The following is a 24,584-nucleotide window of genomic DNA, read 5'->3' on the forward strand; positions in this document are numbered from 1 at the left end:
GGCGTTCCTGCGGGTGCGCGCGGGCACCGTACGATCGGGAGAATGGCTGGTCGAAGGTGCGCGTCGCGAGCGGGACTCTCCGTGGTGCTGCTGTTCGCCGGGCTCGTCGGCTGCGGCGGCAGGGCCGCGCCGGACACCGCGGCGGCGGACGTGCAGCGGGTCCTGGACCGGCGGGCGGCCGCGGTCCTGGACCGGGACGACGCCGAGTTCCGCGCCACCGGCGCCGCGGCCGGTGCCGGACGGGGGCTCGCGAACCTGCGTGACGTGCCGCTCTCGGCCTGGTCCTACCGTCTGGCCGGTCTGAGCCGCTCCGGCGACCGCGCCACCGCCCGCGCCGAACTGCGCTACCGCATCACGGACTACGACGCCGCGCCGGTCACGGTGGACCGCACCCTGCGGCTGACCCGTGCCGGCGGAACCTGGCGCGTCACCTCCGACGAGCCGGCCGGCAAGGGCGGCGACCAGTTGTGGGACGAGGGGACCGTGACGGCCGTACGGGGTGAGCACAGCCTCGTCCTGGGGGTCGGGCAGTCCGGCGAGCGGCTGCGTGCCTTCGCGGGCCTCGCGGACCGTGCCGTGCCGGCCGTGTCGGACGCCTGGGGACCTGACTGGGTGCGGCACGTCGTCGTCCTCGTACCGAAGTCGCTGGAGGGGATGGCGGGGCTGCTCGGGGCTCCGGCGTCGGGGTACCGGGGGATCGCGGCGGTCACCACCGGTGAGGCGGGCGGCTCGGGGAAGGGGCCCGCGGACCGGATCATCGTCAACCCGGACGCGTACGGCGTCCTCGGTGACCTCGGCAAGCAGGTCGTGCTCACCCACGAGACCACGCACGTCGCCACCCGCGCCCACACCACGGCCGCCACCCCGCTGTGGCTGTCCGAGGGGTACGCGGACTGGGCCGGCTATCGCGGCAGCGGGCGGGCGCCCGGGCAGGTCGCCCCGGAACTGCAGCGCGCCGTGGCCGAGGGGGATGTCCCGGCCGCGCTGCCCGAGGACGAGGACTTCGGGTTCACCGGGGACGCGGGCCGGCTGGCGCGGGCGTACGAGGGCGGCTGGATGGCCTGCCGGCTGATCGCGGACCGGTGGGGCGAGGTCCGGCTGAACGACTTCTACCGGGCGGTGGGCGACCACGGGAAGCGGGCGGGGGCGGTCGAGGACGCGCTGCGGGAGGTCCTGCACACGACGCCGGAGCGGTTCGCCACGCTGTGGCGGCAGTACCTCGGCGACCAACTGGGCTGACGCGTCAGGGACCGGCTGGGCCGACGCCCCGACGCCCCGACGCCCCGGCGGCCGCCTCGGCCTGCGCTCAGGCCTGTTCGCCCTCCAGCCGGTGGATGGCCTCCGCGAGCCAGGTCCGCTCCGCCTCGCCCTCGCCCTGTCAGGACTCGGGCTCGCGGGCATCTGCCTGGCCCGCGCGCTGTCCCTGACGGTGCAGTGCGCGGCCCTGTGGCCGTGGGCCCGGCGGAGCGCGCGGACCGGGCGTCAGGAGGACGCCAGGGTCTCCTTGGCGCGGGCGGCCTGAGCGGGGAGTTCCGGCGCCGGCCGGGAGACCGTGGAGCGCCACAGCTCCCGGCCGGCCAGCACCGCGGCGGCCACCAGCAGGCCGTTGCGCAGCACGAGGAGGGTGATGCCGAGGTCCGTGCTGCCGACGACGTCGCCGAACCAGGTCGGGAACTCCAGCACCGTCACGAAGCACGCGACCAGTGCCAGGAAGACGGGCAGCCCCATCCGGCTCGCCCGGAAGCACAGGCAGACCGCGGCGATCCCGACCAGCCACACCAGATACTGCGGGCTGATGACCCGGCTGGTCGCGGTGAACATCAGGACGGCGACGAAGGCCGCGTCGGCGAGCGTGTGCGACAGGAACCGCTTGGCGCACAGCCGCCACAGGATGAGCCAGCCGAAGGCGAGCCCGGTCAGGACCAGGGCCGCCGTGCTCACCACGTCGACGTAGGGACCGACGAACTCCACCGAGCCGTAGTTGAGCAGCACCCGCCCGTTCCAGCCGTGGTGCCTGGCCACGTGGAAGACGAGGGAGCCGAGCGACTCCACCTCGGTGCCGCGGTCGCGCTGGAAGGTCAGGAAGGCGAACGCGCCCGGCATCGTCGCGAAGAACACCGCCGCGATCCCGGTCGCCGTCCCCGCCGCCCAGGCCCAGGCCCGCCGGCGCACGGCGCCGAGCAGCAGCAGGACCGGCCAGACCTTCACCATCGCGCCGAAGCCCGTGAGGAAGCCCATCATCCGGGGGTGGCGGGAGCCGGCGAGCAGCGCGGCGACCGCGACGGCCGTCACCATCACGTCGTAGCGGGCGTACACGGTCGGCCCGAGCAGCGGAACCCCGATCATCCACACCCAGGCGCCGCGCACGCTCTTGCCGGAGCGCGAGCCCGCGTACAGGAGCAGCCCGAAGACCACCAGGTCGGCGACGAAGGCCAGCACGAAGAAGGCGTGCGGGTAGTCGAGGAAGGGCAGCAGGGCGGGCGAGAGGATCGCGAGGGACGCGGCCGGCGGATACTGCCAGGTGACGTCGTGCAGCGGGAACCGGCCGTCCCTCAGGACCTCGTACCAGCCGTGGTAGATCACGGAGACGTCGCTGGTGACGTCCGGGCCGGGGAAGACGTACACCTTGGCCACGAAGAGCAGCAGCGCCAGCCTGGTCAGACCCCAGATCAACAGCAGTGCGGTCATGGCGAAGGGGAACCTCGCGCTCCGTGCCCCGGTCATGCCCACCTGGCCCTCATCATCCGGAATCCGTGTGTCTCGCCATCGCGCTTTTCGCGGACCAAGGGTGACGCACCGGCCTGTGTGCGAGCCGTCAAGCGCGGCCGCGCGGAGCTGTGAGTATAGGTTCGATAGTGTCGAACACGATGCACAAGACCCTGATCGTGACGAACGATTTCCCGCCCCGCCCCGGTGGCATCCAGGCCTTTCTGCACAACATGGCGCTGCGTCTGGACCCCGAGCGGCTCGTCGTCTACGCCTCGACCTGGAAGCGCGGCCACGAGGGCGCCGAGGCGACCGCCGCGTTCGACGCCGAGCAGCCCTTCACCGTCGTACGGGACCGTACGACCATGCTGCTTCCGACGCCGGGTGCCACCCGGCGGGCCGTCGGCCTGCTGCGGGAGCACGGCTGTACGTCGGTGTGGTTCGGTGCGGCCGCACCGCTCGGGCTGATGGCGCCGGCCCTGCGAAGAGCGGGCGCGACCCGCCTCGTGGCGACCACGCACGGCCACGAGGCCGGCTGGGCCCAGCTTCCCGCCGCCCGGACGCTGCTGCGCCGGATCGGTGAGTCCACCGACACGATCACCTATCTCGGGGAGTACACCCGCTCGCGGATCGCCTCCGCGCTGACCCCCGAGGCCGCCGCGCGCATGGTGCACCTGCCGCCCGGTGTCGACGAGCGGACCTTCCACCCCGGCTCGGGCGGCGACGAGGTCCGGGCCCGGCTCGGCCTCACCGACCGGCCCGTCGTCGTCTGCGTCTCCCGCCTGGTCCCGCGCAAGGGCCAGGACACCCTCGTCCTTGCGATGCCGCGGATCCTGGCCAAGGAGCCGGACGCGGTGCTGCTGATCGTCGGGGGCGGTCCGTACGAGAAGGAGCTCCGCAGGCTCGCGCACGAGACCGGGGTCGCGGGCTCGGTCCGGTTCACCGGGGCGGTGCCCTGGTCGGAACTGCCCGCGCACTACGGGGCCGGGGACGTGTTCGCGATGCCGTGCCGGACGCGCAGGGGCGGACTCGACGTCGAGGGGCTCGGCATCGTCTACCTGGAGGCGTCGGCGACGGGCCTTCCGGTGGTGGCCGGCGACTCGGGGGGCGCGCCCGACGCCGTGCTCGACGGCGAGACGGGCTGGGTAGTCCGCGGCGGCTCCGCCGAGGAGGCGGCCGACCGCATCGTCACCCTGCTCGGCGACCCCGAACTCCGCCGCCGCATGGGCGAACGAGGCCGGTCCTGGGTCGAGGAGAAATGGCGCTGGGACCTCTTGGCAGCCCACCTGCGAGAGCTGCTCTAGCGTTTACCGGTCCGCCCACCGGGCTGCCACTTGCCGCCCGGTGGGCGCCTGCGGGCCGCGATGGGCCGCCCGCGCAGTTCCCCGCACCCCTGACGGGGCACGCCCCTGACGGCGGCACAGTTCCCCGCGCCCCTGACGGGGCACACCCCTACCGGCGGCGGAGTTCCCCGCGCCCCTGACGGGGCACACCCTACCGGCGGCGGAGTTCCCCGCGCCCCTGACGGGGCACGCCCTACCGGCGGCGGAGTTCCCCGCGCCGCTGACGGGGCACGCCGCTGACGGGGCACGCCCCTGACGGGGCACGCCCCTGACGGCGGCGCAGTTCCCCGCGCCGCTGACGGGGCACGCCTCACCGCCCGCGCAGTTTCCTGCGCCCCTGACGGGGCACGCCCCTACCGGCGGCGGAGTTCCCCGCGCCGCTGACGGGGCACGCCTCACCGCCCGCGCAGTTTCCTGCGCCCCTGACGGGGCACGCCCCTACCGGCGGCGCAGTTCCCCGCGCCGCTGACGGGGCACGCCTCACCGCCCGCGCAGTTTCCTGCGCCCCTGACGGGGCACGCCCTACCGGCGGCGGAGTTCCCCGCGCCGCTGACGGGGCACGCCCCTACCGGCCGCGCACGCGCCGCTGACGGGCACGTTCCTACCGCCGCGCCCTGGGGGCGCCCGGCAGGGCGCATTCAGGGGCGCGGGGAACGGCGCGAGCAACCACAACGCACCTCCCGCCCGGGACGAACCCCACTCCCCACGGCGGGAGCCGGCCCCCCACCCCTCACCCCGCGCCGGAAGGCAAACAACCCCAGGGACGGAAAACGGCTCGGCCCCCTCCAGCGAAGGGGGCCGAGCCGTGAAGTTCCCGGCCGGGGTGGAACCCGGTCGCTCGGGCATCAGCCCCGATAAAGTGCCTCGATCTCGTTCGCGTAATCCTTCGCCACCACATTCCGCTTCAGCTTCAGCGACGGCGTCAGGTGCCCCGACTCCTCGGTGAACTGGTGGGCGAGGACACGGAACTTGCGGACCGACTCCGCCTTGGACACCGCCGCGTTGCCGTCGTCGATGGCGTCCTGGATGGCGGCGATCAGGTCGGCGTCCTCGCGCAGCGACGCCGCGGTCGAGCCGGCCGGCTTCCCGTGCTCCTGGGCCCAGCGGGTCAGGAACTCCTCGTCGACCGTCACCAGCGCGCCGACGAACGGACGCCCGTCGCCGACCACCATGCACTCCGCGACCAGCGCGTGGGCGCGGATGCGGTCCTCTATGACGGCCGGGGCGACGTTCTTGCCGCCCGCGGTGACGATGATCTCCTTCTTGCGGCCGGTGATGCGGAGGTAGCCGTCCTCGTCGAGGGTGCCGATGTCACCGGTGTGGAACCAGCCGTCGGCGAGGGCCTCGGCGGTGGCCGCCTCGTTGTTCCAGTACCCCTGGAACAGGTGCTCGCCGTGCAGCAGCACCTCGCCGTCGTCGGCGATGCGGATCACGGAGCCGGGCAGCGGCTGACCGACCGTGCCGATCTTCGTACGGTCCCACGGGTTGAAGGCCGTGGCCGCGCAGGACTCGGTGAGGCCGTAGCCCTCCAGGACCGTGAATCCGATCCCGCGGAAGAAGTGGCCGAGCCGCTCGCCCAGCGGGGCACCGCCCGAGATCGCGTACTCGCCGCGACCGCCGAGCACCGCGCGCAGCTTGCTGTAGACGAGCCTGTCGAACGTCTTGTACTTGATCTTCAGACCGAGCGACGGCCCCGCGGGGGTGTCCAGCGCGCGGCTGTAGGCGATCGCCGTGTCCGCGGCCTTGTCGAAGATCTTGCCCTTGCCGTCCGCCTGGGCCTTGGCGCGCGCCGAGTTGTAGACCTTCTCGAAGACGCGCGGCACACCGAGGATCAGCGTCGGCCGGAACGCGGCCAGCTCGTCGGTGAGGTTCTTGATGTCCGGGACACAGCCCAGCTTGATCGGCGCCATCATCGGCGCGACCTGCACGAGCCGCCCGAAGACGTGCGCGAGCGGGAGGAACAGCAGGACGGAACACTCACCGGTGCGGAACAGCGGGCGCAGCCGCTCCACGATGTTGCCGCACTCCGCGAAGAAGGCGCGGTGGGTCAGGACACAGCCCTTGGGGCGGCCGGTCGTCCCGGAGGTGTAGACGATGGTCGCCGGGTCGTCCGCCTTGGCCTGCGAACTGCGCTCCTCGACGGTCGCGTCGCTGACGTCCGCGCCCAGGCGCCCCAGCTCCTCGACGCCGCCGGCCTCGATCTGCCAGACGTGTTCGAGGGCGGGCAGCCGGTCGCGCACCGACTCCACGGAGGCCGCGTGCGCGGGCAGCTCCACGATGCAGGCCCGCGCGCCCGAGTCGCCGAGGATCCACTGCACCTGCTCGGGGGAGCTGGTCTCGTACACCGGCACGGTGACGGCGCCGGCGCTCCAGATGGCGAAGTCGAGCAGCGTCCACTCGTAGCGGGTGCGGGACATCAGGGCGACGCGGTCACCGGGCTGCACGCCCGAGGCGATCAGGCCCTTGGCAGCGGAACGCACCTCGGCGAGGAAGGTGGTGGCGCTGACGTCCGTCCAGGTGCCGCCCACCTTGCGGGCGATCACGGCTACGTCGGGATGCTGCGCGGCGTTTCTGCGGACGATGTCGGTGAGATTTCCGTCCGCAGGGACCTCGTACAAAGCCGGAAGGCTGAACTCGCGCAAGACTGCTGCTCCTCATAGGGCGCCGACGCCACGACTCTGTGTGATGCGACGGTGCGGTCCAAGGCTCGGGCAAGTACTCAAGAGATCATTTGTTGAAATCCCGAGTACGACTGGACTGCCCGGACGTTACCCGCCGGTATGGCCTCTTCGACAGGGGGTCCCGGCGAGATGTTCCATGCGTCACACGTGGTGGCGTTCCTGCGCGCACAGTAGTCCACGCCCTTCCGGGCATGCCAGTAATCGCAGGTCCGGCCGCCTCTGTTCACGTTTGCCGCACGCGCCTACGCTTGATCGTCATGGCATCCACACCCGTCGGCCGTCCGAGGACGCGCATTCATGTGGTCAGCGACGTGCACGGCAACGCCCGCGACCTGGCCCGGGCCGGTGACGGCGCCGACGCCCTGATCTGCCTCGGTGACCTGGTCCTCTTCCTCGACTACGCCGACCACGCGCGCGGTATCTTCCCGGACCTCTTCGGCGTGGAGAACGCCGACCGCATCGTCGAGCTGCGCACCGCCCGCCGCTTCGAGGAGGCGCGCGCGTTCGGCGCCCGGCTGTGGGCGGGTATCGGCACCGACCGGGCCGCGGCGATCGAGAAGGCGGTCCGCAAGCAGTACGCCGAGATGTTCGCCGCGTTCCCGAATCCGACGTACGCGACCTACGGCAATGTCGACATGCCGACGCTGTGGCCGGAGTACGCCGGACCGGGCACCACCGTGCTCGACGGCGAGCGGGTCGAGATCGGCGGCCGTGTCTTCGGGTTCGTCGGCGGGGGGCTGCGGACGCCGATGCGGACGCCGTACGAGATCAGCGACGAGGAGTACGCGGCCAAGATCGAGGCGGTCGGCGAGGTCGACGTGTTGTGCACGCACATCCCGCCGGAGGTGCCGGAGCTCGTGTACGACACCGTCGCGCGCCGCTTCGAGCGGGGCTCCCGCGCGCTGCTGGACGCGATCCGGCGCACGCGCCCCCGCTACGCGCTCTTCGGCCACGTCCATCAGCCCCTCGCCCGACGGATGCGTGTCGGGGCGACGGAATGCGTCAATGTGGGGCACTTCGCGGGGTCGGGCCGCCCCTGGGTGCTGGAGTGGTGACGCCGCGACGGCGCTGAAGACCAGGTGGGGTGACGGCGCCCGCGGCCGTGCGCGGTAGCCTTCACGCTGCACACACGTGCGCACCAACCTCCCTCACCGGACCGCATCTGGAGGAGCCACCGCGATGGCGGAACACACCAGTTCGAGCATCACGATCGAGGCGGTACCGGCTGACGTCATGGCGGTGATCGCCGACTTCGCCCGCTACCCGGACTGGACGGGCGAGGTGAAGGAGGCGGAGGTCCTCAAGTCGGACGACCTCGGCCGTGCCGAGCAGGTCCGTCTGGTCATGGACGCCGGCGCCATCAAGGACGACCAGACCCTCGGTTACACCTGGACCGGGGACCACGAGGTCTCCTGGACCCTGGTCAAGTCCCAGATGCTCCGGTCGCTGGACGGCTCGTACCTTCTCAAGCCCGCGGGCGAGGGGGCCACCGAGGTCACCTACCGGCTGACCGTCGACGTCAAGATCCCCATGCTCGGCATGATCAAGCGCAAGGCCGAGAAGGTCATCATCGACCGCGCCCTGGCCGGCCTGAAGAAGCGCGTAGAGGAAACGGCCTAGTCCCCCAAGGGGGCCCACCCTCACACCCCGGCCCGGTCTGCCCGGCGTCTCATCCCGCCCCAGGTCCAGCGGCCCCACAACCACGTCTTCGCCCCCTCCGCCCCTACCCGACCCGAACCCGGGGCTCCGCCCCGGACCCCGCTCCTCAAACGCCGGAGGGGCTGAAACTGCTGCCCGGGGCTGGAATGTGGACCGGCCACCACGACGCACCCGCAGCCGGGCGAACGCCAAAGGGGTCGGCGCGGCCACCACGACGTACCCGCAGTCGGAATGCGGCGCGAGGGGACGTGCCGGTACATCGATGCCCGTCGCCACCGACGCCCACGCCTCACCCAACGGCGACGGGCTGATGCACCGGCACGGCCCCGACCCACCCACCGGACGGCAACCCGAAATCCGCCGAGGCCACCGCCCCGGTAGCGTTCACCCCCATGCGCACCATCCTGATCACCGGCCAAGGCGGCACAGGCCGTACCACCGTCGCCGCGGCCACCGCGCTGAGGGCGGCCCGCGAGGGCACCCGCACCCTGGTGCTCACCGCCGACCGCACCGACACCCTCGGTGCCGTCCTCGGCGTCCCCACCGGCCCCGACCCCGTGGAAGCCGCCCCCGGCCTCACCGCATGGCGCCCCGACGCCGCCGCCCGCTTCCGCGACGACCTCACCGCCTTCCAGCGCCGCGCCTCCACCGCCCTCGACCTCCTCGGCGCCTCCCGCCTGGACGCCGAGGAGGTCACCCCCCTCCCCGGCGCCGAGGAACTCGCCCTCCTGCGCGCCCTGCGCGACGCCGCACTGTCGGAGTCGTACGGCCTGCTCGTCGTGGACCTGCCCCCCGCCCCCCAGGCCCTCGCCCTCCTCGCCCTGCCCGAGGAGCTCCGCCGCTATCTGCGCCGCCTGCTCCCGCCGGAGCGACAGGCGGCCCGAGCCCTGCGCCCGGTCCTCGGACGGCTCGCGGGGGTTCCCATGCCCGCCGAGTGGCTGTACGAGACCGCGGGGCGCTGGGACATCGAACTGGCCGCCGTGCAGGCGGTGGTCGAGGACCGCGCCACGACCGTACGGCTCGTCGCCGAACCCGGACCGGCCGGCACGGACGCCGTCCGCACCGCCGCCACCGCCCTCGCCCTGCGCGGACTGCCCGTCGAGGGCCTCGTGGCGAACCGGGTGCTGCCCGGCGCCACCAACGACGCCTGGCTGGGAGCCCTCGCGGCCCAGCAGCGCAAGGCCCTGGACGAGTGGCGGGAGACGTACGCGGTCCACGAGGTCCCGCACCGCGGCCACGACCCGCGCGGCACCGACGACCTCGCCGGGCTCCCCGTGCCCGGCGTCAACACCGCGCCCACCCCGGTCGAGTGGCCCGTCACCGACCGTCTCGCCGACGACGGCGTGCTCGTGTGGCACATTCCGCTGCCCGGCGCGATACGCGACGAACTCGACCTCATCCGGCGCGGCGACGAGCTCGTCGTGACCGTCGGCCAGTTCCGCAGGATCGTCCCGCTGCCGTCCGCGCTCCGCCGCTGCACGGTGGCCGGAGCCGCACTGCGCGAGGGCGAGCTGCGGGTCCGTTTCACGCCGGATCCCGGGCTCTGGCCGCGCGAGAAGTGACCGCGCCGCGATCCGGGGCACCGGCACGGTGAACGGGATACCCCCGTTCGGGTAACGTCGAAAGCAAGGAAAACGTAGGCAGGAGTCCCGCCATGAGCGAAGAGCGCCCACCGTCCGAGGCCGCTCAGGAGGAGACGGCCGACGAGGTACGTGTCGACGAGGTACACGTCGAGGAAGCGCACGCCACCGACGACGACGCGTGGGCGACGGCCTGCGCCGAGGACCTCGCCGCGGAGAAGGCCCGCCGCCGCGCCGAGCAGGGCCCGCCGCCCGGCTCGGCCGCCGAGGAACTGCGCAAACTCGTCGACGCCGTGGCCGACAAGCTCTCCGGACTCCAGTCGCCGCTGTTCGGCGCGGTCGCCTCCGGCACCGCCCAGCAGATGGTCAGCCAGGTCGTGCAGCAGGCCAAGGCCGCCGTGGAACCGGTGCTGGAGCGCAACCCCGAGGTCTTCGACCACCTCGCCGCCGCGGGTTCGGAACTGCTCGCCGCCTACCGCTCGGCCGTCGAGAACCAGGAGCGTCGCTGGACCACCCGGGACACGGGTTCCCGTGACGACGAGTCCGGTCCGGGCGAACACATCGACCTGGACTAATCACCCCTCGGGTACGGTTGGCCGTAGCGGGGCTCGACCGAAACTGAGGGATTCATGGGACTCACCATCGGCGTCGATATCGGCGGCACGAAGATCGCGGCCGGTGTGGTCGACGAGGAAGGCAATATCCTTTCGACGCACAAGGTGCCGACCCCGACCACGCCGCAGGCCATCGTGGACGCCATCGCCTCGGCCGTGGAGGGCGCGCGCGCCGGTCACGACATCGTCGGTGTCGGCATCGGTGCCGCCGGATATGTGAACCGCCAGCGCTCGACGGTCTACTTCGCGCCGAACATCGACTGGCGCAACGAGCCGCTCAAGGCCGAGGTCGAGCGGCGTGTGGGCCTGCCGGTCGTCGTGGAGAACGACGCGAACGCGGCCGCCTGGGGCGAGTACAAGTTCGGCGCGGGCAAGGGTCACCGCAACGTCATCTGCATCACCCTGGGCACGGGCCTGGGCGGTGGCATCATCATCGGCAACAAGCTGCGCCGCGGCCACTTCGGCGTTGCCGCCGAGTTCGGCCACATCCGGATGGTCCCGGACGGACTGCTGTGCGGCTGCGGCTCGCAGGGCTGCTGGGAGCAGTACGCCTCCGGGCGCGCGCTCGTCCGGTACGCGAAGCAGCGGGCCAACGCGACCCCGGAGGCGGCGGAGGTCCTCCTGGGGCTCGGCGACGGCACCCCCGACGGCATCGAGGGCAAGCACATCTCCATGGCCGCCCGGCAGGGCGACCACGTCGCGGTGGACTCCTACCGTGAGCTGGCCCGCTGGGCCGGCGCGGGTCTGGCCGACCTCGCCTCGCTCTTCGACCCGTCCGCCTTCATCGTCGGCGGCGGCCTGTCGGACGAGGGCGAGCTGGTCCTCGACCCGATCCGTAAGTCGTACAAGCGCTGGCTGGTCGGCGGCAACTGGCGCCCGGTCGCCGAAGTGATCGCCGCGCAGCTCGGCAACAAGGCGGGTCTCGTCGGAGCGGCGGACCTGGCCCGGGAGCCCGACCCGATCATGTAGGTCCTGCCCGTCTCGCACGATCGCGCCCGCCGCCCCCGCACAGGACGGCGGGCGCGGCCGTGTCCGCCCCTTCTGCCGCCCGAAGGCGAGGCATGTGCCTCTTCGGCCCTTTCCGCGGGCTTCGGGCGCGTATCTTGATCGCCATGCCGACCAGGTCCTCCGCCAGTCCGCTGCCCGCGTCCCGCACCGAAGCCGACGGCTCAGCCGTGATCCGCGTGCTCAGCTACAACATCCGCTCGATGCGCGACGACACCGCCGCGCTCGCCCGAGTGATCAGCGCCTGCGCCCCGGACCTCGTACTGGTCCAGGAGGCGCCCCGCTTCTTCCGCTGGCGCAAGAAGCTCGCGCGTCTCGCCGCCGCCTCCGGTCTCGTCATCCTGTCGGGGGGCGCCACCGCCTCCGGGCCCGCGCTGCTGTGCACGCTGCGGGCCACCGTGGAGCGCACCGAGGACGTCCTGCTCCCGCTCACCCCGGGGCAGCACCGCCGGGGCTTCGCCACGGCGGTCGTGCGGTTCGGGGGGGCCCGGCTCGGCGTGCTGAGCTGCCATCTGTCGCTCCGGAAGGACGAGCGCCACGAGCAGGGCGGCATGCTCCTCGACCGGCTCGCCGGTCTCGGCACCCCGCACGCCGTCGCGGGCGGCGACCTCAACGAAGGCCCGGCGGGACCGACGTTCCGCCGTCTGGCGGGCGCGCTCCAGGACGGCTGGGCGACCCGGCCCTGGGGCGGGGAGCACACCTGGACGTTCGCGGGGCCCGACCGGCGCATCGACGCCCTCTTCGCCACGCCCGGCATCGAGGTGCTGGGCTGCGGAGTGCCGCTCGGTCTCCCCGGCGTGAGCGAAGCGGACCTGAGGGCGGCCACGGACCATCTGCCCGTACTGGCCGCCCTCCGAGTGCCCGCGTCCTAGGGAGCAGGTGGGAGCGTTCCGCCCCACCCGGGGCGTCCCGCCACACCGGAAGCTCCTGCCCCACCAGGGGCGTCCCGCCACACCCGGAACCACCTGCCCCACCCGGAGCGCCCCGCCGCGGTCAGACGACCGCGCCGCGCCCCGGGTCCTCGTGGTCCTCGTCGTCGTCCTTCATGCGTGTCACCAGCGTGGCGAAGCCGCCGAGGAAACCGCCGATGCCGAGGGTGGTGAGCCACCAGGTCATGTCCCAGCCGAACAGGACGGCCAGCAGCAGCAGGGCGGGGCCGCCGAGCACGCCGAGCCAGGCGAACTTGGCGGTCGTGTCCGCGGCGGGCAGCGGGGGCGGCTCGGGCGGGACGAAGTGACCCTCGTCGTCCTCGTCGAAGTCGTCCTCGGACGGCTCGGGCGAGCGGTAGTCCCGCGGGCCGCCGACACCGGGCGCGAACGAGATCGAACTGCCGAGCGGCTTGACGGCGGAGGGCAGGTCGCCGGAGGCCGCCGGCTCGGACCCGGCTCCCGGAGCCGGGGCGTCGTCCTCGCCGGTGCCGTCCCCGGAGCCGGCGCCGCCGGTCTCGGAGCCGGTGTCAGGACCGGGCTCGGGGAGTGCCAGGTCCTCGATCGACCGGAAGGGCCGCGAGCCGGGCGGGTCCGCCGGCTCCTCGCCGTATCCCTCGACGATCGACTTCCAGGCGGCCTCCTCGTCGAAGGGCACGCTCTGCTCGTCGTCGGCGGACTTCCCGCGGGCGTCACCGGACGTCGTCTCTCCGAGCGGGTCCCCCGCGGACTCGGTGAGCGCGTCGCCGAGCCCCTCGCCGCGGGCACCGTCGAGCGGCTCGCCCACGGGCACGCCCTTCTCCTCGGAATCGCCGCGGTCCGCGTCGTGCTCAGTCACCGGCTGCCGTCCCTTCCTGCCCGCCCACCCGACCGGCGTCGGCCTCCTTGCCGGCACCGGGCGCGAGCCGGACGACGAAGGAGTGGCTCTCCTCGAAGATCCGGTCCGCGTCGTGGTCCAACGTCGCGACGTGGTAGCTCTGTTCCAGCACGATCTCCGTCACGTCCGTGGAGGACACCCGCCCGAGGATGCGCGCCGAGTCGGCGGGGGAGACGACATGGTCCTGGAGGCTGTGCAGCAGCAGGAGCGGCTGGGTGACCTGCGGCAGCTCCGCGTCCACGACCGCGCACAGCCGGCGCATCGAATGCGCGGCGTGCAGCGGCACCCGGCCGTAGCCGATCTCCTCGGAGCCCTCCTTCGCGATGTCGCTCGCGATGCCCTTCGTCGACGGAACCAGGTGCCGCAGGACCGGCAGCAGGCGCGCGGCCGGGCCGTGCACCTTGTTCAGCGGGTTGACGACCACGATGCCGTCGACGTCGTCGCCGTGCTTGGCCGCCAGCCGCAGCGCCAGCGCGCCGCCCATCGAGAGCCCGAAGACGAACACCCGCGAGCAGTTCCGGCGCAGCGCGCGCAGTTCGCGGTCGACCTCCGCGTACCAGTCCTGCCAGCCGGTGAGCTGCATGTCCTCCCAGCGGGTGCCGTGCCCGGGCAGCAGCGGCAGCGCGACGGTCAGACCGCGGTCGGCGAGATACTCGGCCCAGGGACGCAGGGACTGCGGGGAGCCGGTGAAACCGTGGCAGAGAAGGACGCCGACCTCTCCGCCGTCGTGGCGGAACGGCTCGGCTCCAGGAAGGACCGGCACCTCGGTCTCCTGTTCATGAGTTGGGCGGAAAACGACTCCGGATGTGCTTCACCGTACGCGACCGTACTGACACCGACCAGGGTCGTCGGGTCCTTCTACGGTGCTCCGGGTTAAGGTCTGATCTACGACACAGGAGGCACGCGGGTGATCTACGGCGCAATGAAGTTTTCCATCGGAGGGCCGCTGAAGCTCGCCTTCAGACCCTGGGTGGAAGGCCTCGAGAACATCCCCGCCGAGGGCCCGGCCATTCTGGCGAGCAATCACCTCTCGTTCTCGGACTCCTTCTTCCTGCCGGCGGTCCTCGAACGCAAGGTGACCTTCATCGCGAAGGCCGAGTACTTCACGACCCCGGGCATCAAGGGCCGGATGACGGCCGCCTTCTTCAAGGGCGTCGGCCAGCTCCCGGTGGACCGTTCCGGCGCGCGCGGCGCGGGCGAGGCGGCCATCAAGAGCGGCATAGACGTCATCGAGCGCGGTGAGCTGTTCGGCATCTACCCGGAGGGCACACGCTCGCCCGACGGCCGCCTCTACCGAGGCAAGCCCGGCGGCCTCGCGCGCGTGGCGCTCGCCACCGGCGCGCCCGTCATCCCGGTGGCGATGATCGACACCGAGAAGATCCAGCCGCCGGGCAAGCTGATGCCCAAGCTGATGCGTCCGGGCATCCGCATCGGCAAGCCGCTGGACTTCAGCCGCTACAGCGGCATGGAGCACGACCGGTTCGTGCTCCGCGCGGTGACCGACGAGGTCATGTACGAGATCATGAAGCTGTCCGGGCAGGAGTACGTAGACATGTACGCGACGGCCGCCAAGCGGCAGATCGCGGACGCGGCGAAGGCCGAGAAGGACGCCGAGAAGGCGGCCAGGGCGGCACTCGCCCAGGCCGAGAAGCAGGCGGAGAAGCAGGCCGAGGAGCAGGCGGAGCAGGCCGAGAAGCAGACGGCCGGGGAACAGACCGAGCCCCAGGCCGAGAAGCAGGCCGCTCCCGACGAGGTACAGGCCGTACCTGACGAGGTACAGGCCGTTCCCGACGAGGTACAGGCCGTTCCCGAGGCGCAGGCCGCGGAGCAGGACGTGGAACAGGCCGGTCCGCCGGCCGGTTCGGGGGACACGGGGGAGACCGAGTCGGCCGACAGGCAACGGTCCGGCTCCCCGGAGCGTCCGTAGGGACGTCGGCAGGCGGGGCGGGGCAGGGTGGGGTGGGGGGCATGGCCAAGCGCGAGAGAGTCATGAGGATGTCGGTCGAGCAGCCGCTGTGGCGTGCCCTGACCGGCTACCGGGTGCTGACCGTGCTGTACGCGATCGGGCTCTTCGCCACGACGTACGACAAGTTCGACCGCCCGTGGGTCGCCGTCGCGTTCTTCGCGTTCCTGCTCGTCTGGACGCTGGCCACGCTCCCCAGAGTCTCCGGCGCGGCCAACTGCACCAAGCGGTTCCTCGCCGCCGACCTCACCGTCGCGCTGACCGGCATCCTGCTCACCCGCGTCGCCGACTCCGCCTCGCGCATCGACGCGGGCGGCCCGACGCTGCCGTCGATCTGGACGGCCGGCGCCGTCCTGGCCTTCGCGATCAAGGGCGGCTGGCGCTGGGCGGCCTTCGCCTCCACGCTCGTCGCCGCGGCCAACATCGTCGAGCGCGGCGCCCCGACCCGGGACACCGTGCACAACGTGATCCTCGTCTGGGTCGCCTCCATCGCCATCGGCTACGTCGTCGAGGTCGCCCGCGCCTCCGAGCGCACCCTCGCCCGCGCCCTGGAGATCGAGGCGGCCACCCGGGAGCGTGAGCGTCTCGCCCGGGACATCCACGACGGCGTGCTCCAGGTCCTCGCCATGGTGCAGCGGCGCGGCAGCGCGATCGGCGGCGAGGCCGCGGAGCTGGGCCGGATGGCCGGCGAACAGGAGGCCGCGCTGCGCACGCTGGTGTCGGGCGGTCTGGTGCCCGTCTCCCGGGTGTCGGAGGACGCCGCGCTCGGCGCGCTGGTGCGCGCCGTCGACGAACCGGACGACGAGGATCCCCGGGGTCCGCTCGATCTGCGCGCCCTGCTCGCCCCGTACGCCACCGCGCGCGTGACCCTCTCGGAGCCCGGCGCGCCGGTGCCGCTCGACCCGCCCGCCGCGCGGGAAGTGGCCGCGGCCGTGGGCGCCGCCCTGGACAATGTCCGCAGGCACGTGGGCGAGGACGCCCGCGCCTGGATCCTGGTCGAGGACGAACCGGACGCCGTGATCGTGACGGTCCGCGACGAGGGTTCCGGCATCCCGGAGGGGCGGCTCGCGCAGGCCGAGGGCGAGGGGCGGCTCGGAGTGGCGCTCTCGATCCGCGGCAGGCTGCGCGAGCTGGGCGGCACGGCGGAGCTGATCTCCGTCCCGGGACAGGGCACCGAGGTCGAGCTGAAGGTACCGAAGGACGCGCGGGGGAAGGCGAGTACACGATGACGAAGGCGACGGTAGGACGATGACGGGCGGGACCGCGGACCAGCCGCGGACGGGGGAGAACCCCATCAGGGTGATGGTCGTGGACGACCACCCCATGTGGCGTGACGCCGTGGCCCGGGACCTGGAGGCCGCCGGGTTCGACGTGGTCGCGACCGCCGGCGACGGCGAACAGGCCGTGCGCCGCGCGCTGGCGGCCGCACCCGACGTCCTCGTCCTCGATCTGAACCTGCCCGCCAAGCCCGGTGTCCAGGTCTGCAAGGAACTGGTCGGCGCCGACCCGTCCCTGCGCGTCCTGGTCCTGTCGGCGAGCGGCGAGCACGCCGACGTGCTGGAGGCGGTGAAGTCCGGCGCGACCGGCTACCTCCTGAAGTCGTCGTCCGCGGAGGAGCTGACCGACGCGGTGCGCCGGACGGCCGTCGGCGACCCCGTGTTCACCCCGGGCCTCGCGGGTCTGGTCCTCGGCGAGTACCGCCGGCTGGCCTCGGAACCCGCTCCGGCCACGGGCACCGACGAGCCGAGGGTCCCGCAGCTCACCGACCGGGAGACCGAGGTGCTGCGCCTGGTCGCCAAGGGCCTGAGCTACAAGCAGATCGCCGAACGCCTGGTCATCTCCCACCGCACCGTCCAGAACCACGTCCAGAACACCCTGGGCAAGCTCCAGCTCCACAATCGCGTCGAGCTGGTCCGCTACGCCATAGAGCGCGGCCTGGACGGGGCGTGACCGCCCCGGATGCCACCTTCCGGGTGATCTATTGATCAACCACCCGACAATTCACCGGAACAGCCCGTCCGCACCATGCCGAAGTGACGTGGATCACTATTAGCGTGAGTCCGACAGCCAAACGTGGCGAAGGGACTTTCCATGCGGGTCGGAGTACTGACCGGAGGCGGCGACTGCCCCGGGCTCAACGCCGTCATCCGGGGCATTGTCCGCAAGGGCGTGCAGGAGTACGGCTATGACTTCGTCGGCTATCGGGACGGCTGGCGGGGGCCGCTCGAAGGCGACACCGTACGGCTCGACATCCCCGCCGTGCGCGGGATCCTGCCGCGCGGCGGCACCATCCTCGGCTCCTCGCGCACCAACCCCCTCAAGCAAGAGAACGGCATCCGCAGAATCAAGGAGAACCTCGCCAAGCAGGAGGTCGGGGCGCTCATCGCGATCGGCGGCGAGGACACCCTGGGCGTCGCCGCGCGGCTCGGCGACGAGTACGGCATCAACGTCGTCGGCGTACCGAAGACCATCGACAACGACCTCTCCGCCACCGACTACACCTTCGGCTTCGACACGGCGGTCAACATCGCGACCGAGGCCCTCGACCGCCTCCACACCACCGCCGAGTCGCACATGCGCGTCCTCGTCTGCGAGGTGATGGGCCGCCACGCGGGCTGGATCGCCCTGCACTCGGGCCTGGCCGGCGGCGCGAACGTCATCCTCATCCCCGAGCAGCGCTTCGACGTGGACCAGGTCTGCGCCTGGGTGACCTCGCGCTTCAAGGCCTCGTACGCGCCCATCGTCGTCGTCGCCGAGGGCGCCATGCCCAAGGACGGCGACATGGTCCTCAAGGACGGCACCCTGGACTCCTTCGGGCATGTCCGGCTCTCCGGCGTCGGGGAGTGGCTGGCCAAGGAGATCGAGCGGCGCACCGGCAAGGAGGCCCGCACCACGGTCCTCGGGCACGTCCAGCGCGGCGGGACCCCCAGCGCCTTCGACCGCTGGCTCGCCACCCGCTTCGGGCTGCACGCCATCGAGGCCGTCCGCGACGGCGACTTCGGCAAGATGGTGGCACTGCGCGGCACCGACATCGTCCGCGTCCCGATCGCGGAGGCCACCGCCAAGCTGAAGACGGTCGACCCCGGCCTGTACACGGAGGTCGGGGTGTTCTTCGGCTGACGGCGGCACCCGGCCGCGCCCGAGCGGCTCCGGGGGTACGGGCCGTATATTCGGCCCGTACCCCAGCACGGGAGAGACCGGTGGAGATTCTGGCGTTCGGCGTCCAGTCCGACGAGAAGCCCCTGCTCGAGAAGGCCTTCGAGGGACGCCACGAGGTCCGCAGCCTCGACGTCTTCCTCAGCGAGGACACCGCGCCCATCGCCGCCGGCTACGAGGCCGTGTCCACCAGCGTCAACTGCGCCCTGGGCCATCGCGTTCTGCAGACCCTGGCGGCCGGCGGCACCCAGCTCGTCGCCCAGCGCTCCACCGGATTCAACAACATCGACCTCGACGTCGCCGAGCGCCTCGGCATGACGGTCGCCCGGGTCTCGTCCTACTCGCCCTACTCGGTGGCCGAGTTCGCCTGGACCCTCGGCATGGCCGTCAACCGCCGTATCGTGCGCGCCGCCAACCGCACCCGCGACTTCGACTTCCGCCTCGAAGGACTGATGGGCCGTGACATGCACGGCCGCACCGCGGGGGTCGTCGGCACAGGGAAGATCGGCGAGGCCTTCACCCGGATCGCCCACGGCTTCGGCATGAACCTGCTCGGCTGGGACATCGCCGAGAACCCGGCGTGCCTCGGACTCGGCATGCGGTACGTCTCCAAGGAGCGCCTGCTCGCCGAGTCCGACCTCGTCACCCTGCACGTCCCGCTGATGCCGCAGACGCAGCACCTCATCGACGCCGACGCCCTGCGCGCCATGAAGGACGACGCGATCCTGGTGAACTCCAGCCGCGGCGGCCTGATCGACAGCCAGGCCCTCGTCGCCGAACTGCGCGCGGGCCGCTTCACGGGCGTCGGCCTCGACGTGTACGAGGCGGAGGCCGGGCTGTTCTTCCTCGACAAGTCCCTCGAAACCGTCGAGGACGACACCCTGGCCCGCCTGGTCACCTTCCCGAACGTCCTGGTCACCTCGCACCAGGCGTACTACACCCGGGACGCCGTGGGCCAGATCGTCGACGCGACCGCCGCGAACGTCTTCGACTACACCGAGGGCCGCCGCTCGGAGAACGTGCTCGTGCCCCGTAGCTGACCCGTCAGCTCCCGCACCACGGCCGCCCCGTCGAGCGTCAGCACCGACTCCGGGTGGAACTGCACACCCGCGAAGCCGGGACCGCGCAGCGCGTGCACCTCGCCGTTCGCGGCCCGGCTGACCTCGACGCCGTGCGCGGACAGCTCCGCCAGCGCCTCGTCGTCGCAGCGCGCCACGAAGCTGTTGTAGAAGCCGACGGTCTCGGCCCGCCCGAAGAGGTCGATACGGGTCTGCGCGCCCTGGTACGGCACGTCCTTGCGGACGATCTCCAGCCCGAGCTCGGCCGCGATCAGCTCGTGCCCGAGGCAGACACCGAGCACACCGTGCCGATGGTCACGCAGCACCTCGGCGGTCAGCCCGCGCAGGAAACGCATCTTGGGGTCCGCCCCGTCCGAGGGATCGCCGGGACCCGGGCCGAGCACCACAGGGCCCTCGTGCGCGAGGACCGCCTCGCGCAGCCCCGGTTCGTCGTAGCGACGCACCGTCACCTCAAGGCCGGACGACCGCAGCACATGCGCGAGCATCGCGGTGAAGGTGTCCTCGGCGTCCACGACCAGCGCGTGCCCCGCCAGGTCCCGGGACCGCTCCTGCATCCGCAGCCAGAACGGCGCCAGCGAGGCCCGCCGTCCGTCCAGCGACGCCCGCACCCGAGGATCGTCGCCCAGCCGCGGCCGGCCGGGCCGCACCCCCAGCGCGGCGAGCACACCCGCCGCCTTGGCGTGCGTCTCGGCGACCTCGCCGGCCGGGTCCGATCCCCGTACGAGGGTGGCGCCGACCGGCACCCGCAGCCGGCCGTCCGCGTCGATGTCGGCGGTGCGGATGAGGATCGGGGAGTCGAGGGTCTGCGCCCCGGGCCCGCCGTCCGGCCCGTCCTCCCGCTGCCGCCCGACCAGCGCCAGCGCGCCCGCGTAGTAGCCGCGCCCGCCGACCTCGTGACGCTCGATGACACGGCAGGCGTTCTGCACGGGCGAGCCGGTGACGGTCGCCGCGAACATGGTCTCCCGCAGCACGTCCCGCACGTCCAGCGAGGAGCGGCCCCGCAACTCGTACTCGGTGTGCGCGAGATGGGCCATCTCCTTGAGCCGCGGCCCGATCACCACCCCGCCCATGTCACCGACCGTGCACATCATCTTGAGTTCCTCGTCGACGACCATCGAGAGCTCCTCGATCTCCTTGCCGTCGGCGAGGAACGCCAGCAGGTCCTCGGGCGTCGGCCCCCCGGCCGGGTAGCGGTACGTCCCACTGATCGGGTTCATCACGACCGTCCCGGCGGACATCCGCACATGCACCTCCGGGCTCGCCCCGACCAGCGTCCGCCCACCCGTCTCCCGCCCCCGCCCTTCCAAGGAAGGCCCTTCGGGCCCTTGCGCATTTCCGGTGTGCACCACGAACGTCCAGTACGCGCCCCGCTCGCCGGTCAGCAGCCGGCGGAACAGCGCCAGGGCGTCCGCCCGTCCGAACCCCGGGACGCGGCCCTCGTACGTCCGCCGGATCACGAAGTTGGCGCCCTCACCGCGCCCGATCTCCTCGCGCAGCACCCGCTCGACGATCCCGGAGTACTCCTCGTCACCGACGTCGAAGCCGCCGCCCTCGACCCGTACGTCGTGGTCCGGGAGCTGGGCCAGCACCTCGGCCAGCGGCAGTTCACGGCGTTCCTCGGGGACGAGCACCGCGAGCGGGGTGCCGTCGTCGCGTACGTCGAAACCGCGCTCCCGGATCTGCCGGAACGGGATCAGCGCGAGACCCTCGTCGGGGATGTCGGCGAGGCGCTCCACCTCGCGCACCGGCCCCAGCAGCAGTTCGACCATGTCGTGGTCGCGGCCCGGCGTGCGGCGGCGCAGCAGGGCGAAGGGACGGGGATCGTCCAGCAGGTCGAGCAGATTCATCGGGTGCGGTCCTTCTCTCGAATCGTGCATCTCGGAGAGGAACGGCCCGGGTCCGCGAACGCCGAAGGCCGCCCCTCGGGCGGCCTTCGCGAAGTCGTGTGTCTACGCGCAGTCAGCGGGCCGCCGGATGAGCGGTCCACCACCAGTTCTGGTTCGAATGCGCGAACATGCGCCGCACCTTACCCGACGGTGAGGGGCGGGCAACAGCGTGAAACGGCCCCCCGGGGCGTTCCTACCGTCCGGTCACCGGCCATGGATGGCCAGACAGCCCGAACGTACCGAGAAACGAGAACCATGCACGCAAGCCGTTCGTCCCATCCCCGCCGGACCGGCGCCCGCGCCCTGACCGTGCTCCTCGCGGCGGCCGCCCTCGCCGCCGGACCGCTCGTCCCAGCGAGCTCCGCCCCGCGCACGGGCGACACCGAGGACCTGACCCAGGTCGCCTACCGCGGCTACATCTTCACCGTTCCCGACTCCTGGCGGATCGTGGACCTGAGGAAACATCCCGACACCTGTGTCCGCTTCGACCGGCACGCCGTCTACCTCGGCACCCCGGGCACCGACCAGAACTGCCCGGCCAGGGCCAGCGGCCGTACCGAGGCGCTGCTGGTCCAGCCCGCCCCCGTGGCCCCCAGGGCCGTCACCGAGAACCCGGTGGCCCGCACCTACCGGGCCACCGCCGACCGCATCGCCGTCACCGCGGCCTACGGATACGACCGCGCGCGCATCCAGGACGTCCTGAGCAGCGCCGGACTGCCCGTCGCCACCGCCCGGCGCGAGGACCCCGCGCAGCAGCGCGCGGTGACCGCGCTGCCGAAGGACGCGACCTCCTTCCGCGGCGAGGGCTTCGACGCCTGCACCGCCCCGAGCCAGTCGGCGATGAACGCCTGGCGCGACGACTCCCCGTACGGCGCCATCGGTGTCTACATCGGCGGCATCAACCGCGCCTGCGCCCAGCAGCACCTGACCGCAGGCTGGGTACGGACGCAGTACACGAACGGCTGGCGGTTCTTCCCGCTGTACGTCGGCCGGCAGCCCTCCTCCGACGGCGGGAGCTGCGGAGGCGGCTGCGCGGCGATCACCAGCCCGGTGTCGCAGGGCACCGCGGGCGCCGACGACGCCGTCAAGCAGGCGGCCGCGCTGGGCTTCGGCAAGGGCTCGGTGCTCTACCTCGACCTGGAGCACTACGAGCCCGGAGGCAAGGTCACCGACTCGGTGCTCGCCTACCTCCAGGCGTACACCGTGCGGCTGCACGCGCTCGGTTACCGTTCCGGCGCGTACGGCAACACCTCGTCCCTGGTGTCCGACCTGATCGCCAACAAGAGCCGGGTCACCCTGCCCGACGTGATCCACTTCGCCCGCTGGAACCGTGTGTCGAGCACGTCCGACTCCTCGATCCCCTCGACCCTGTGGTCCAAGCACCAGCGCGTCCACCAGTACGTGGGCGACACGACCGAGACCCACGGCGGGGTGCGGATCTCCATCGACCGCGACCGCCTCGACGTGGACTAGGACCCCCGTCCCCGTCTCCGGGCGGGCACCGCGAACGGTCGCGGCGCCCGCCCGGAGAGTCACCGATCGAGCGCGGTTCGTCTCACTTGATGAGCATGTGGATGGGACGCCCGACACGACCCCGTAATGTTGTCCGGGTGACCGTGAACGCTAAGTCCAGCGCGAGCGCTGGCAACACCTGGCGAAACCTGCCCGCGGCGCAGCAGCCCGAGTACCCCGATGCCGAGGCTCTGCGCGATGTGATCGCGGACCTCGCGTCGTATCCGCCGCTCGTCTTCGCGGGCGAGTGCGACCAGCTGCGCGCCCGGATGGCGTCCGTCGCCAAGGGAGAGGCGTTCCTTCTCCAGGGCGGCGACTGCGCCGAGGCCTTCGACGCCGTGTCGGCCGACCACATCCGCAACAAGCTCAAGACGCTGCTCCAGATGGGCGCCGTCCTCACGTACGCCGCCTCGGTGCCGGTGGTCAAGGTCGGCCGGATCGCCGGCCAGTACTCCAAGCCCCGCTCCAAGGGCACCGAGACCCGCGACGGCGTGACCCTGCCGACCTACCGGGGCGACTCGGTCAACGGCTTCGACTTCGACGAGAAGTCCCGCATCCCGGACCCCGAGCGCCTGAAGCGGATGTACAACGCGTCCGCCTCGACGCTGAACCTGGTGCGCGCCTTCACCACCGGCGGCTACGCCGACCTGCGCCAGGTGCACGCCTGGAACCAGGACTTCGTGAAGTCCTCCCCGTCCGGCCAGCGCTACGAGCAGCTCGCGCGTGAGATCGACAACGCGATGAACTTCATGCGGGCCTGCGGCACCGACCCGGAGGAGTTCAAGACCGTCGAGTTCTTCTCCTCGCACGAGGCGCTGCTCCTCGACTACGAGTCGGCGCTGACCCGCGTCGACTCGCGCACGGGCAACCTGTACGACGTCTCGGGCCACATGGTGTGGATCGGCGAGCGCACCCGTCAGCTCGACGGGGCGCACATCGAGTTCGCGTCGAAGATCCGCAACCCTGTCGGCATCAAGCTGGGCCCGGCGACGACGGCCGAGGAGGCGCTGCAGTACATCGAGCGCCTCGACCCGGACCGCGAGCCGGGCCGGCTCACCTTCATCGTGCGCATGGGCGCGGACAAGGTCCGCGACAAGCTGCCCGAGCTGGTCGAGAAGGTCACCGCCTCCGGCGCGACCGTGGCCTGGGTGACCGACCCGATGCACGGCAACACCTTCGAGGCGGCCTCGGGCCACAAGACCCGCCGCTTCGACGACGTGCTCGACGAGGTGAAGGGCTTCTTCGAGGTCCACAAGGGTCTCGGTACGCACCCGGGCGGCATCCACGTCGAGCTCACCGGTGACGACGTCACCGAGTGCGTGGGCGGCGGCGACGAGATCTTCGTCGACGACCTGCACCAGCGCTACGAGACGGCCTGCGACCCCCGTCTGAACCGCAGCCAGTCCCTCGACCTGGCCTTCCTCGTCGCCGAGATGTACCGCGACCAGTAGGAGATCAACAGGCGTCACGCCTGTTACGGGCACCTGAAGTGGGGGGGGGGGGGGAGAAGAAACACCCCCCCCCCCCCCCCAGTGGGTGGTTGTTTGTGGGGTGGGTTGTTTTTTGTGAGAACACCACAACGGGCGGGGGGGAGCCA

Annotated in this window: 20 protein-coding genes and 1 pseudogene; 15 read left to right on the forward strand and 6 right to left on the reverse strand. The window is 72.2% G+C overall.

Features of this window, described 5'->3' with window-relative positions:
* Positions 1-42 precede the first annotated feature (42 nt).
* Positions 43-1,239, forward strand: a complete 1,197-nt coding sequence (locus tag ACFXGX_RS05045) for a hypothetical protein (protein ID WP_384784760.1) — start codon at positions 43-45, stop codon at positions 1,237-1,239.
* Positions 1,240-1,482: 243 nt separating this feature from the next.
* Here the strand turns inward: ACFXGX_RS05045 and ACFXGX_RS05050 are convergent, their stop codons facing one another.
* Entirely contained in the window at positions 1,483-2,688 is a 1,206-nt protein-coding gene (locus tag ACFXGX_RS05050; RefSeq protein ID WP_384784762.1) for a glycosyltransferase 87 family protein, read from the reverse strand.
* Positions 2,689-2,867: 179 nt separating this feature from the next.
* Between ACFXGX_RS05050 and ACFXGX_RS05055 the strand changes: the two genes are divergently transcribed.
* Positions 2,868-4,010, forward strand: a complete 1,143-nt coding sequence (locus ACFXGX_RS05055; protein ID WP_384784764.1) for a glycosyltransferase family 4 protein — start codon at positions 2,868-2,870, stop codon at positions 4,008-4,010.
* Between the two features lie 884 nt (positions 4,011-4,894).
* On the opposite strand, the gene ACFXGX_RS05060 is transcribed toward ACFXGX_RS05055, so the two are convergent.
* Positions 4,895-6,691 (reverse strand): AMP-dependent synthetase/ligase, encoded by a 1,797-nt coding sequence (locus ACFXGX_RS05060; RefSeq protein ID WP_384784766.1) that lies wholly within the window; start codon positions 6,689-6,691, stop codon positions 4,895-4,897.
* Positions 6,692-7,029: 338 nt separating this feature from the next.
* On the opposite strand from ACFXGX_RS05060, the gene ACFXGX_RS05065 reads away from it, so the two are divergent.
* The 6 genes from ACFXGX_RS05065 to ACFXGX_RS05090 all read left to right on the forward strand — a co-directional run bounded on the left by ACFXGX_RS05065 (position 7,030) and on the right by ACFXGX_RS05090 (position 12,460).
* The gene (locus tag ACFXGX_RS05065; protein WP_382782718.1) at positions 7,030-7,785 is read left to right on the forward strand and encodes a metallophosphoesterase; all 756 of its coding nucleotides are present in this window, start codon (positions 7,030-7,032) and stop codon (positions 7,783-7,785) included.
* Positions 7,786-7,909: 124 nt separating this feature from the next.
* Positions 7,910-8,350: an SRPBCC family protein gene (locus ACFXGX_RS05070; RefSeq protein WP_384784768.1), complete on the forward strand. Its 441-nt coding sequence runs from the start codon at positions 7,910-7,912 to the stop codon at positions 8,348-8,350.
* Between the two features lie 431 nt (positions 8,351-8,781).
* On the forward strand, positions 8,782-9,951 hold the full coding sequence (locus ACFXGX_RS05075) for an ArsA family ATPase (protein WP_384784770.1): 1,170 nt from the start codon (positions 8,782-8,784) through the stop codon (positions 9,949-9,951).
* A 92-nt stretch (positions 9,952-10,043) separates the two neighbouring features.
* Positions 10,044-10,544, forward strand: coding sequence for a DUF5304 domain-containing protein (locus ACFXGX_RS05080; protein WP_384784771.1), 501 nt, complete (start codon positions 10,044-10,046; stop codon positions 10,542-10,544).
* Positions 10,545-10,598: 54 nt separating this feature from the next.
* Complete coding sequence (locus ACFXGX_RS05085) at positions 10,599-11,552, forward strand: ROK family glucokinase (protein ID WP_384784773.1); 954 nt, start codon at positions 10,599-10,601, stop codon at positions 11,550-11,552.
* A gap of 143 nt (positions 11,553-11,695) precedes the next feature.
* On the forward strand, positions 11,696-12,460 hold the full coding sequence (locus tag ACFXGX_RS05090; RefSeq protein WP_384784775.1) for an endonuclease/exonuclease/phosphatase family protein: 765 nt from the start codon (positions 11,696-11,698) through the stop codon (positions 12,458-12,460).
* A 121-nt stretch (positions 12,461-12,581) separates the two neighbouring features.
* Here the strand turns inward: ACFXGX_RS05090 and ACFXGX_RS05095 are convergent, their stop codons facing one another.
* Both ACFXGX_RS05095 and ACFXGX_RS05100 read right to left on the reverse strand, forming a co-directional pair.
* On the reverse strand, positions 12,582-13,352 hold the full coding sequence (locus ACFXGX_RS05095; protein ID WP_384784777.1) for a hypothetical protein: 771 nt from the start codon (positions 13,350-13,352) through the stop codon (positions 12,582-12,584).
* Positions 13,345-14,154, reverse strand: coding sequence for an alpha/beta hydrolase (locus ACFXGX_RS05100; protein ID WP_384784779.1), 810 nt, complete (start codon positions 14,152-14,154; stop codon positions 13,345-13,347). The genes ACFXGX_RS05095 and ACFXGX_RS05100 overlap by 8 nt, the downstream gene beginning before the upstream one ends.
* Before the next feature lie 159 nt (positions 14,155-14,313).
* Between ACFXGX_RS05100 and ACFXGX_RS05105 the strand changes: the two are divergent.
* The 5 genes and pseudogenes from ACFXGX_RS05105 to ACFXGX_RS05125 form a co-directional block, all read left to right on the forward strand.
* Positions 14,314-15,069: pseudogene (locus ACFXGX_RS05105) on the forward strand (lysophospholipid acyltransferase family protein); the annotation flags it as partial.
* 290 nt (positions 15,070-15,359) lie between these two features.
* Positions 15,360-16,583, forward strand: a complete 1,224-nt coding sequence (macS, locus tag ACFXGX_RS05110; RefSeq protein ID WP_384784781.1) for a MacS family sensor histidine kinase — start codon at positions 15,360-15,362, stop codon at positions 16,581-16,583.
* 19 nt (positions 16,584-16,602) lie between these two features.
* Positions 16,603-17,304 carry a response regulator gene (locus ACFXGX_RS05115; protein ID WP_384784783.1) on the forward strand — a complete coding sequence of 234 codons (702 nt, stop codon included), beginning with the start codon at positions 16,603-16,605 and terminating at the stop codon, positions 17,302-17,304.
* 141 nt (positions 17,305-17,445) lie between these two features.
* Positions 17,446-18,474: a 6-phosphofructokinase gene (locus ACFXGX_RS05120; RefSeq protein WP_384784785.1), complete on the forward strand. Its 1,029-nt coding sequence runs from the start codon at positions 17,446-17,448 to the stop codon at positions 18,472-18,474.
* An 80-nt stretch (positions 18,475-18,554) separates the two neighbouring features.
* On the forward strand, positions 18,555-19,550 hold the full coding sequence (locus tag ACFXGX_RS05125) for a 2-hydroxyacid dehydrogenase (protein ID WP_384784786.1): 996 nt from the start codon (positions 18,555-18,557) through the stop codon (positions 19,548-19,550).
* Here the strand turns inward: ACFXGX_RS05125 and ACFXGX_RS05130 are convergent.
* Positions 19,502-21,436, reverse strand: coding sequence for an anthranilate synthase family protein (locus ACFXGX_RS05130; protein ID WP_384784788.1), 1,935 nt, complete (start codon positions 21,434-21,436; stop codon positions 19,502-19,504). The two genes, ACFXGX_RS05125 and ACFXGX_RS05130, sit on opposite strands and share 49 nt — an antisense overlap.
* Positions 21,437-21,548: 112 nt before the next feature.
* A complete protein-coding gene (locus ACFXGX_RS05135; RefSeq protein ID WP_351867684.1) occupies positions 21,549-21,605 on the reverse strand; it encodes a trp operon leader peptide in 57 nt (18 codons plus the stop codon).
* A 125-nt stretch (positions 21,606-21,730) separates the two neighbouring features.
* Between ACFXGX_RS05135 and ACFXGX_RS05140 the strand changes: the two genes are divergently transcribed.
* Entirely contained in the window at positions 21,731-22,948 is a 1,218-nt protein-coding gene (locus ACFXGX_RS05140) for a glycoside hydrolase domain-containing protein (RefSeq protein ID WP_384784790.1), read from the forward strand.
* Between the two features lie 137 nt (positions 22,949-23,085).
* Positions 23,086-24,438, forward strand: coding sequence for a class II 3-deoxy-7-phosphoheptulonate synthase (locus tag ACFXGX_RS05145; protein ID WP_384784792.1), 1,353 nt, complete (start codon positions 23,086-23,088; stop codon positions 24,436-24,438).
* Positions 24,439-24,584 lie beyond the last annotated feature (146 nt).

Source organism: Streptomyces sp. NPDC059371 (assembly GCF_042751995.1).
GTDB lineage: Bacteria > Actinomycetota > Actinomycetes > Streptomycetales > Streptomycetaceae > Streptomyces.

What these genes read in the sequence shown, in the direction of transcription:
- ACFXGX_RS05115 (WP_384784783.1), top strand. Translation starts at nt 16,603, where the DNA reads ATGACGGGCGGGACCGCGGACCAGCCGCGGACGGGGGAGAACCCCATC.
- macS (WP_384784781.1), top strand. Translation starts at nt 15,360, where the DNA reads ATGGCCAAGCGCGAGAGAGTCATGAGGATGTCGGTCGAGCAGCCGCTG.
- ACFXGX_RS05140 (WP_384784790.1), top strand. Translation starts at nt 21,731, where the DNA reads ATGCACGCAAGCCGTTCGTCCCATCCCCGCCGGACCGGCGCCCGCGCC.
- ACFXGX_RS05045 (WP_384784760.1), top strand. Translation starts at nt 43, where the DNA reads ATGGCTGGTCGAAGGTGCGCGTCGCGAGCGGGACTCTCCGTGGTGCTG.
- ACFXGX_RS05130 (WP_384784788.1), bottom strand. Translation starts at nt 21,436, where the DNA reads ATGAATCTGCTCGACCTGCTGGACGATCCCCGTCCCTTCGCCCTGCTG.
- ACFXGX_RS05090 (WP_384784775.1), top strand. Translation starts at nt 11,696, where the DNA reads ATGCCGACCAGGTCCTCCGCCAGTCCGCTGCCCGCGTCCCGCACCGAA.
- ACFXGX_RS05120 (WP_384784785.1), top strand. Translation starts at nt 17,446, where the DNA reads ATGCGGGTCGGAGTACTGACCGGAGGCGGCGACTGCCCCGGGCTCAAC.
- ACFXGX_RS05075 (WP_384784770.1), top strand. Translation starts at nt 8,782, where the DNA reads ATGCGCACCATCCTGATCACCGGCCAAGGCGGCACAGGCCGTACCACC.
- ACFXGX_RS05085 (WP_384784773.1), top strand. Translation starts at nt 10,599, where the DNA reads ATGGGACTCACCATCGGCGTCGATATCGGCGGCACGAAGATCGCGGCC.
- ACFXGX_RS05080 (WP_384784771.1), top strand. Translation starts at nt 10,044, where the DNA reads ATGAGCGAAGAGCGCCCACCGTCCGAGGCCGCTCAGGAGGAGACGGCC.
- ACFXGX_RS05050 (WP_384784762.1), bottom strand. Translation starts at nt 2,688, where the DNA reads ATGACCGCACTGCTGTTGATCTGGGGTCTGACCAGGCTGGCGCTGCTG.
- ACFXGX_RS05055 (WP_384784764.1), top strand. Translation starts at nt 2,868, where the DNA reads ATGCACAAGACCCTGATCGTGACGAACGATTTCCCGCCCCGCCCCGGT.
- ACFXGX_RS05070 (WP_384784768.1), top strand. Translation starts at nt 7,910, where the DNA reads ATGGCGGAACACACCAGTTCGAGCATCACGATCGAGGCGGTACCGGCT.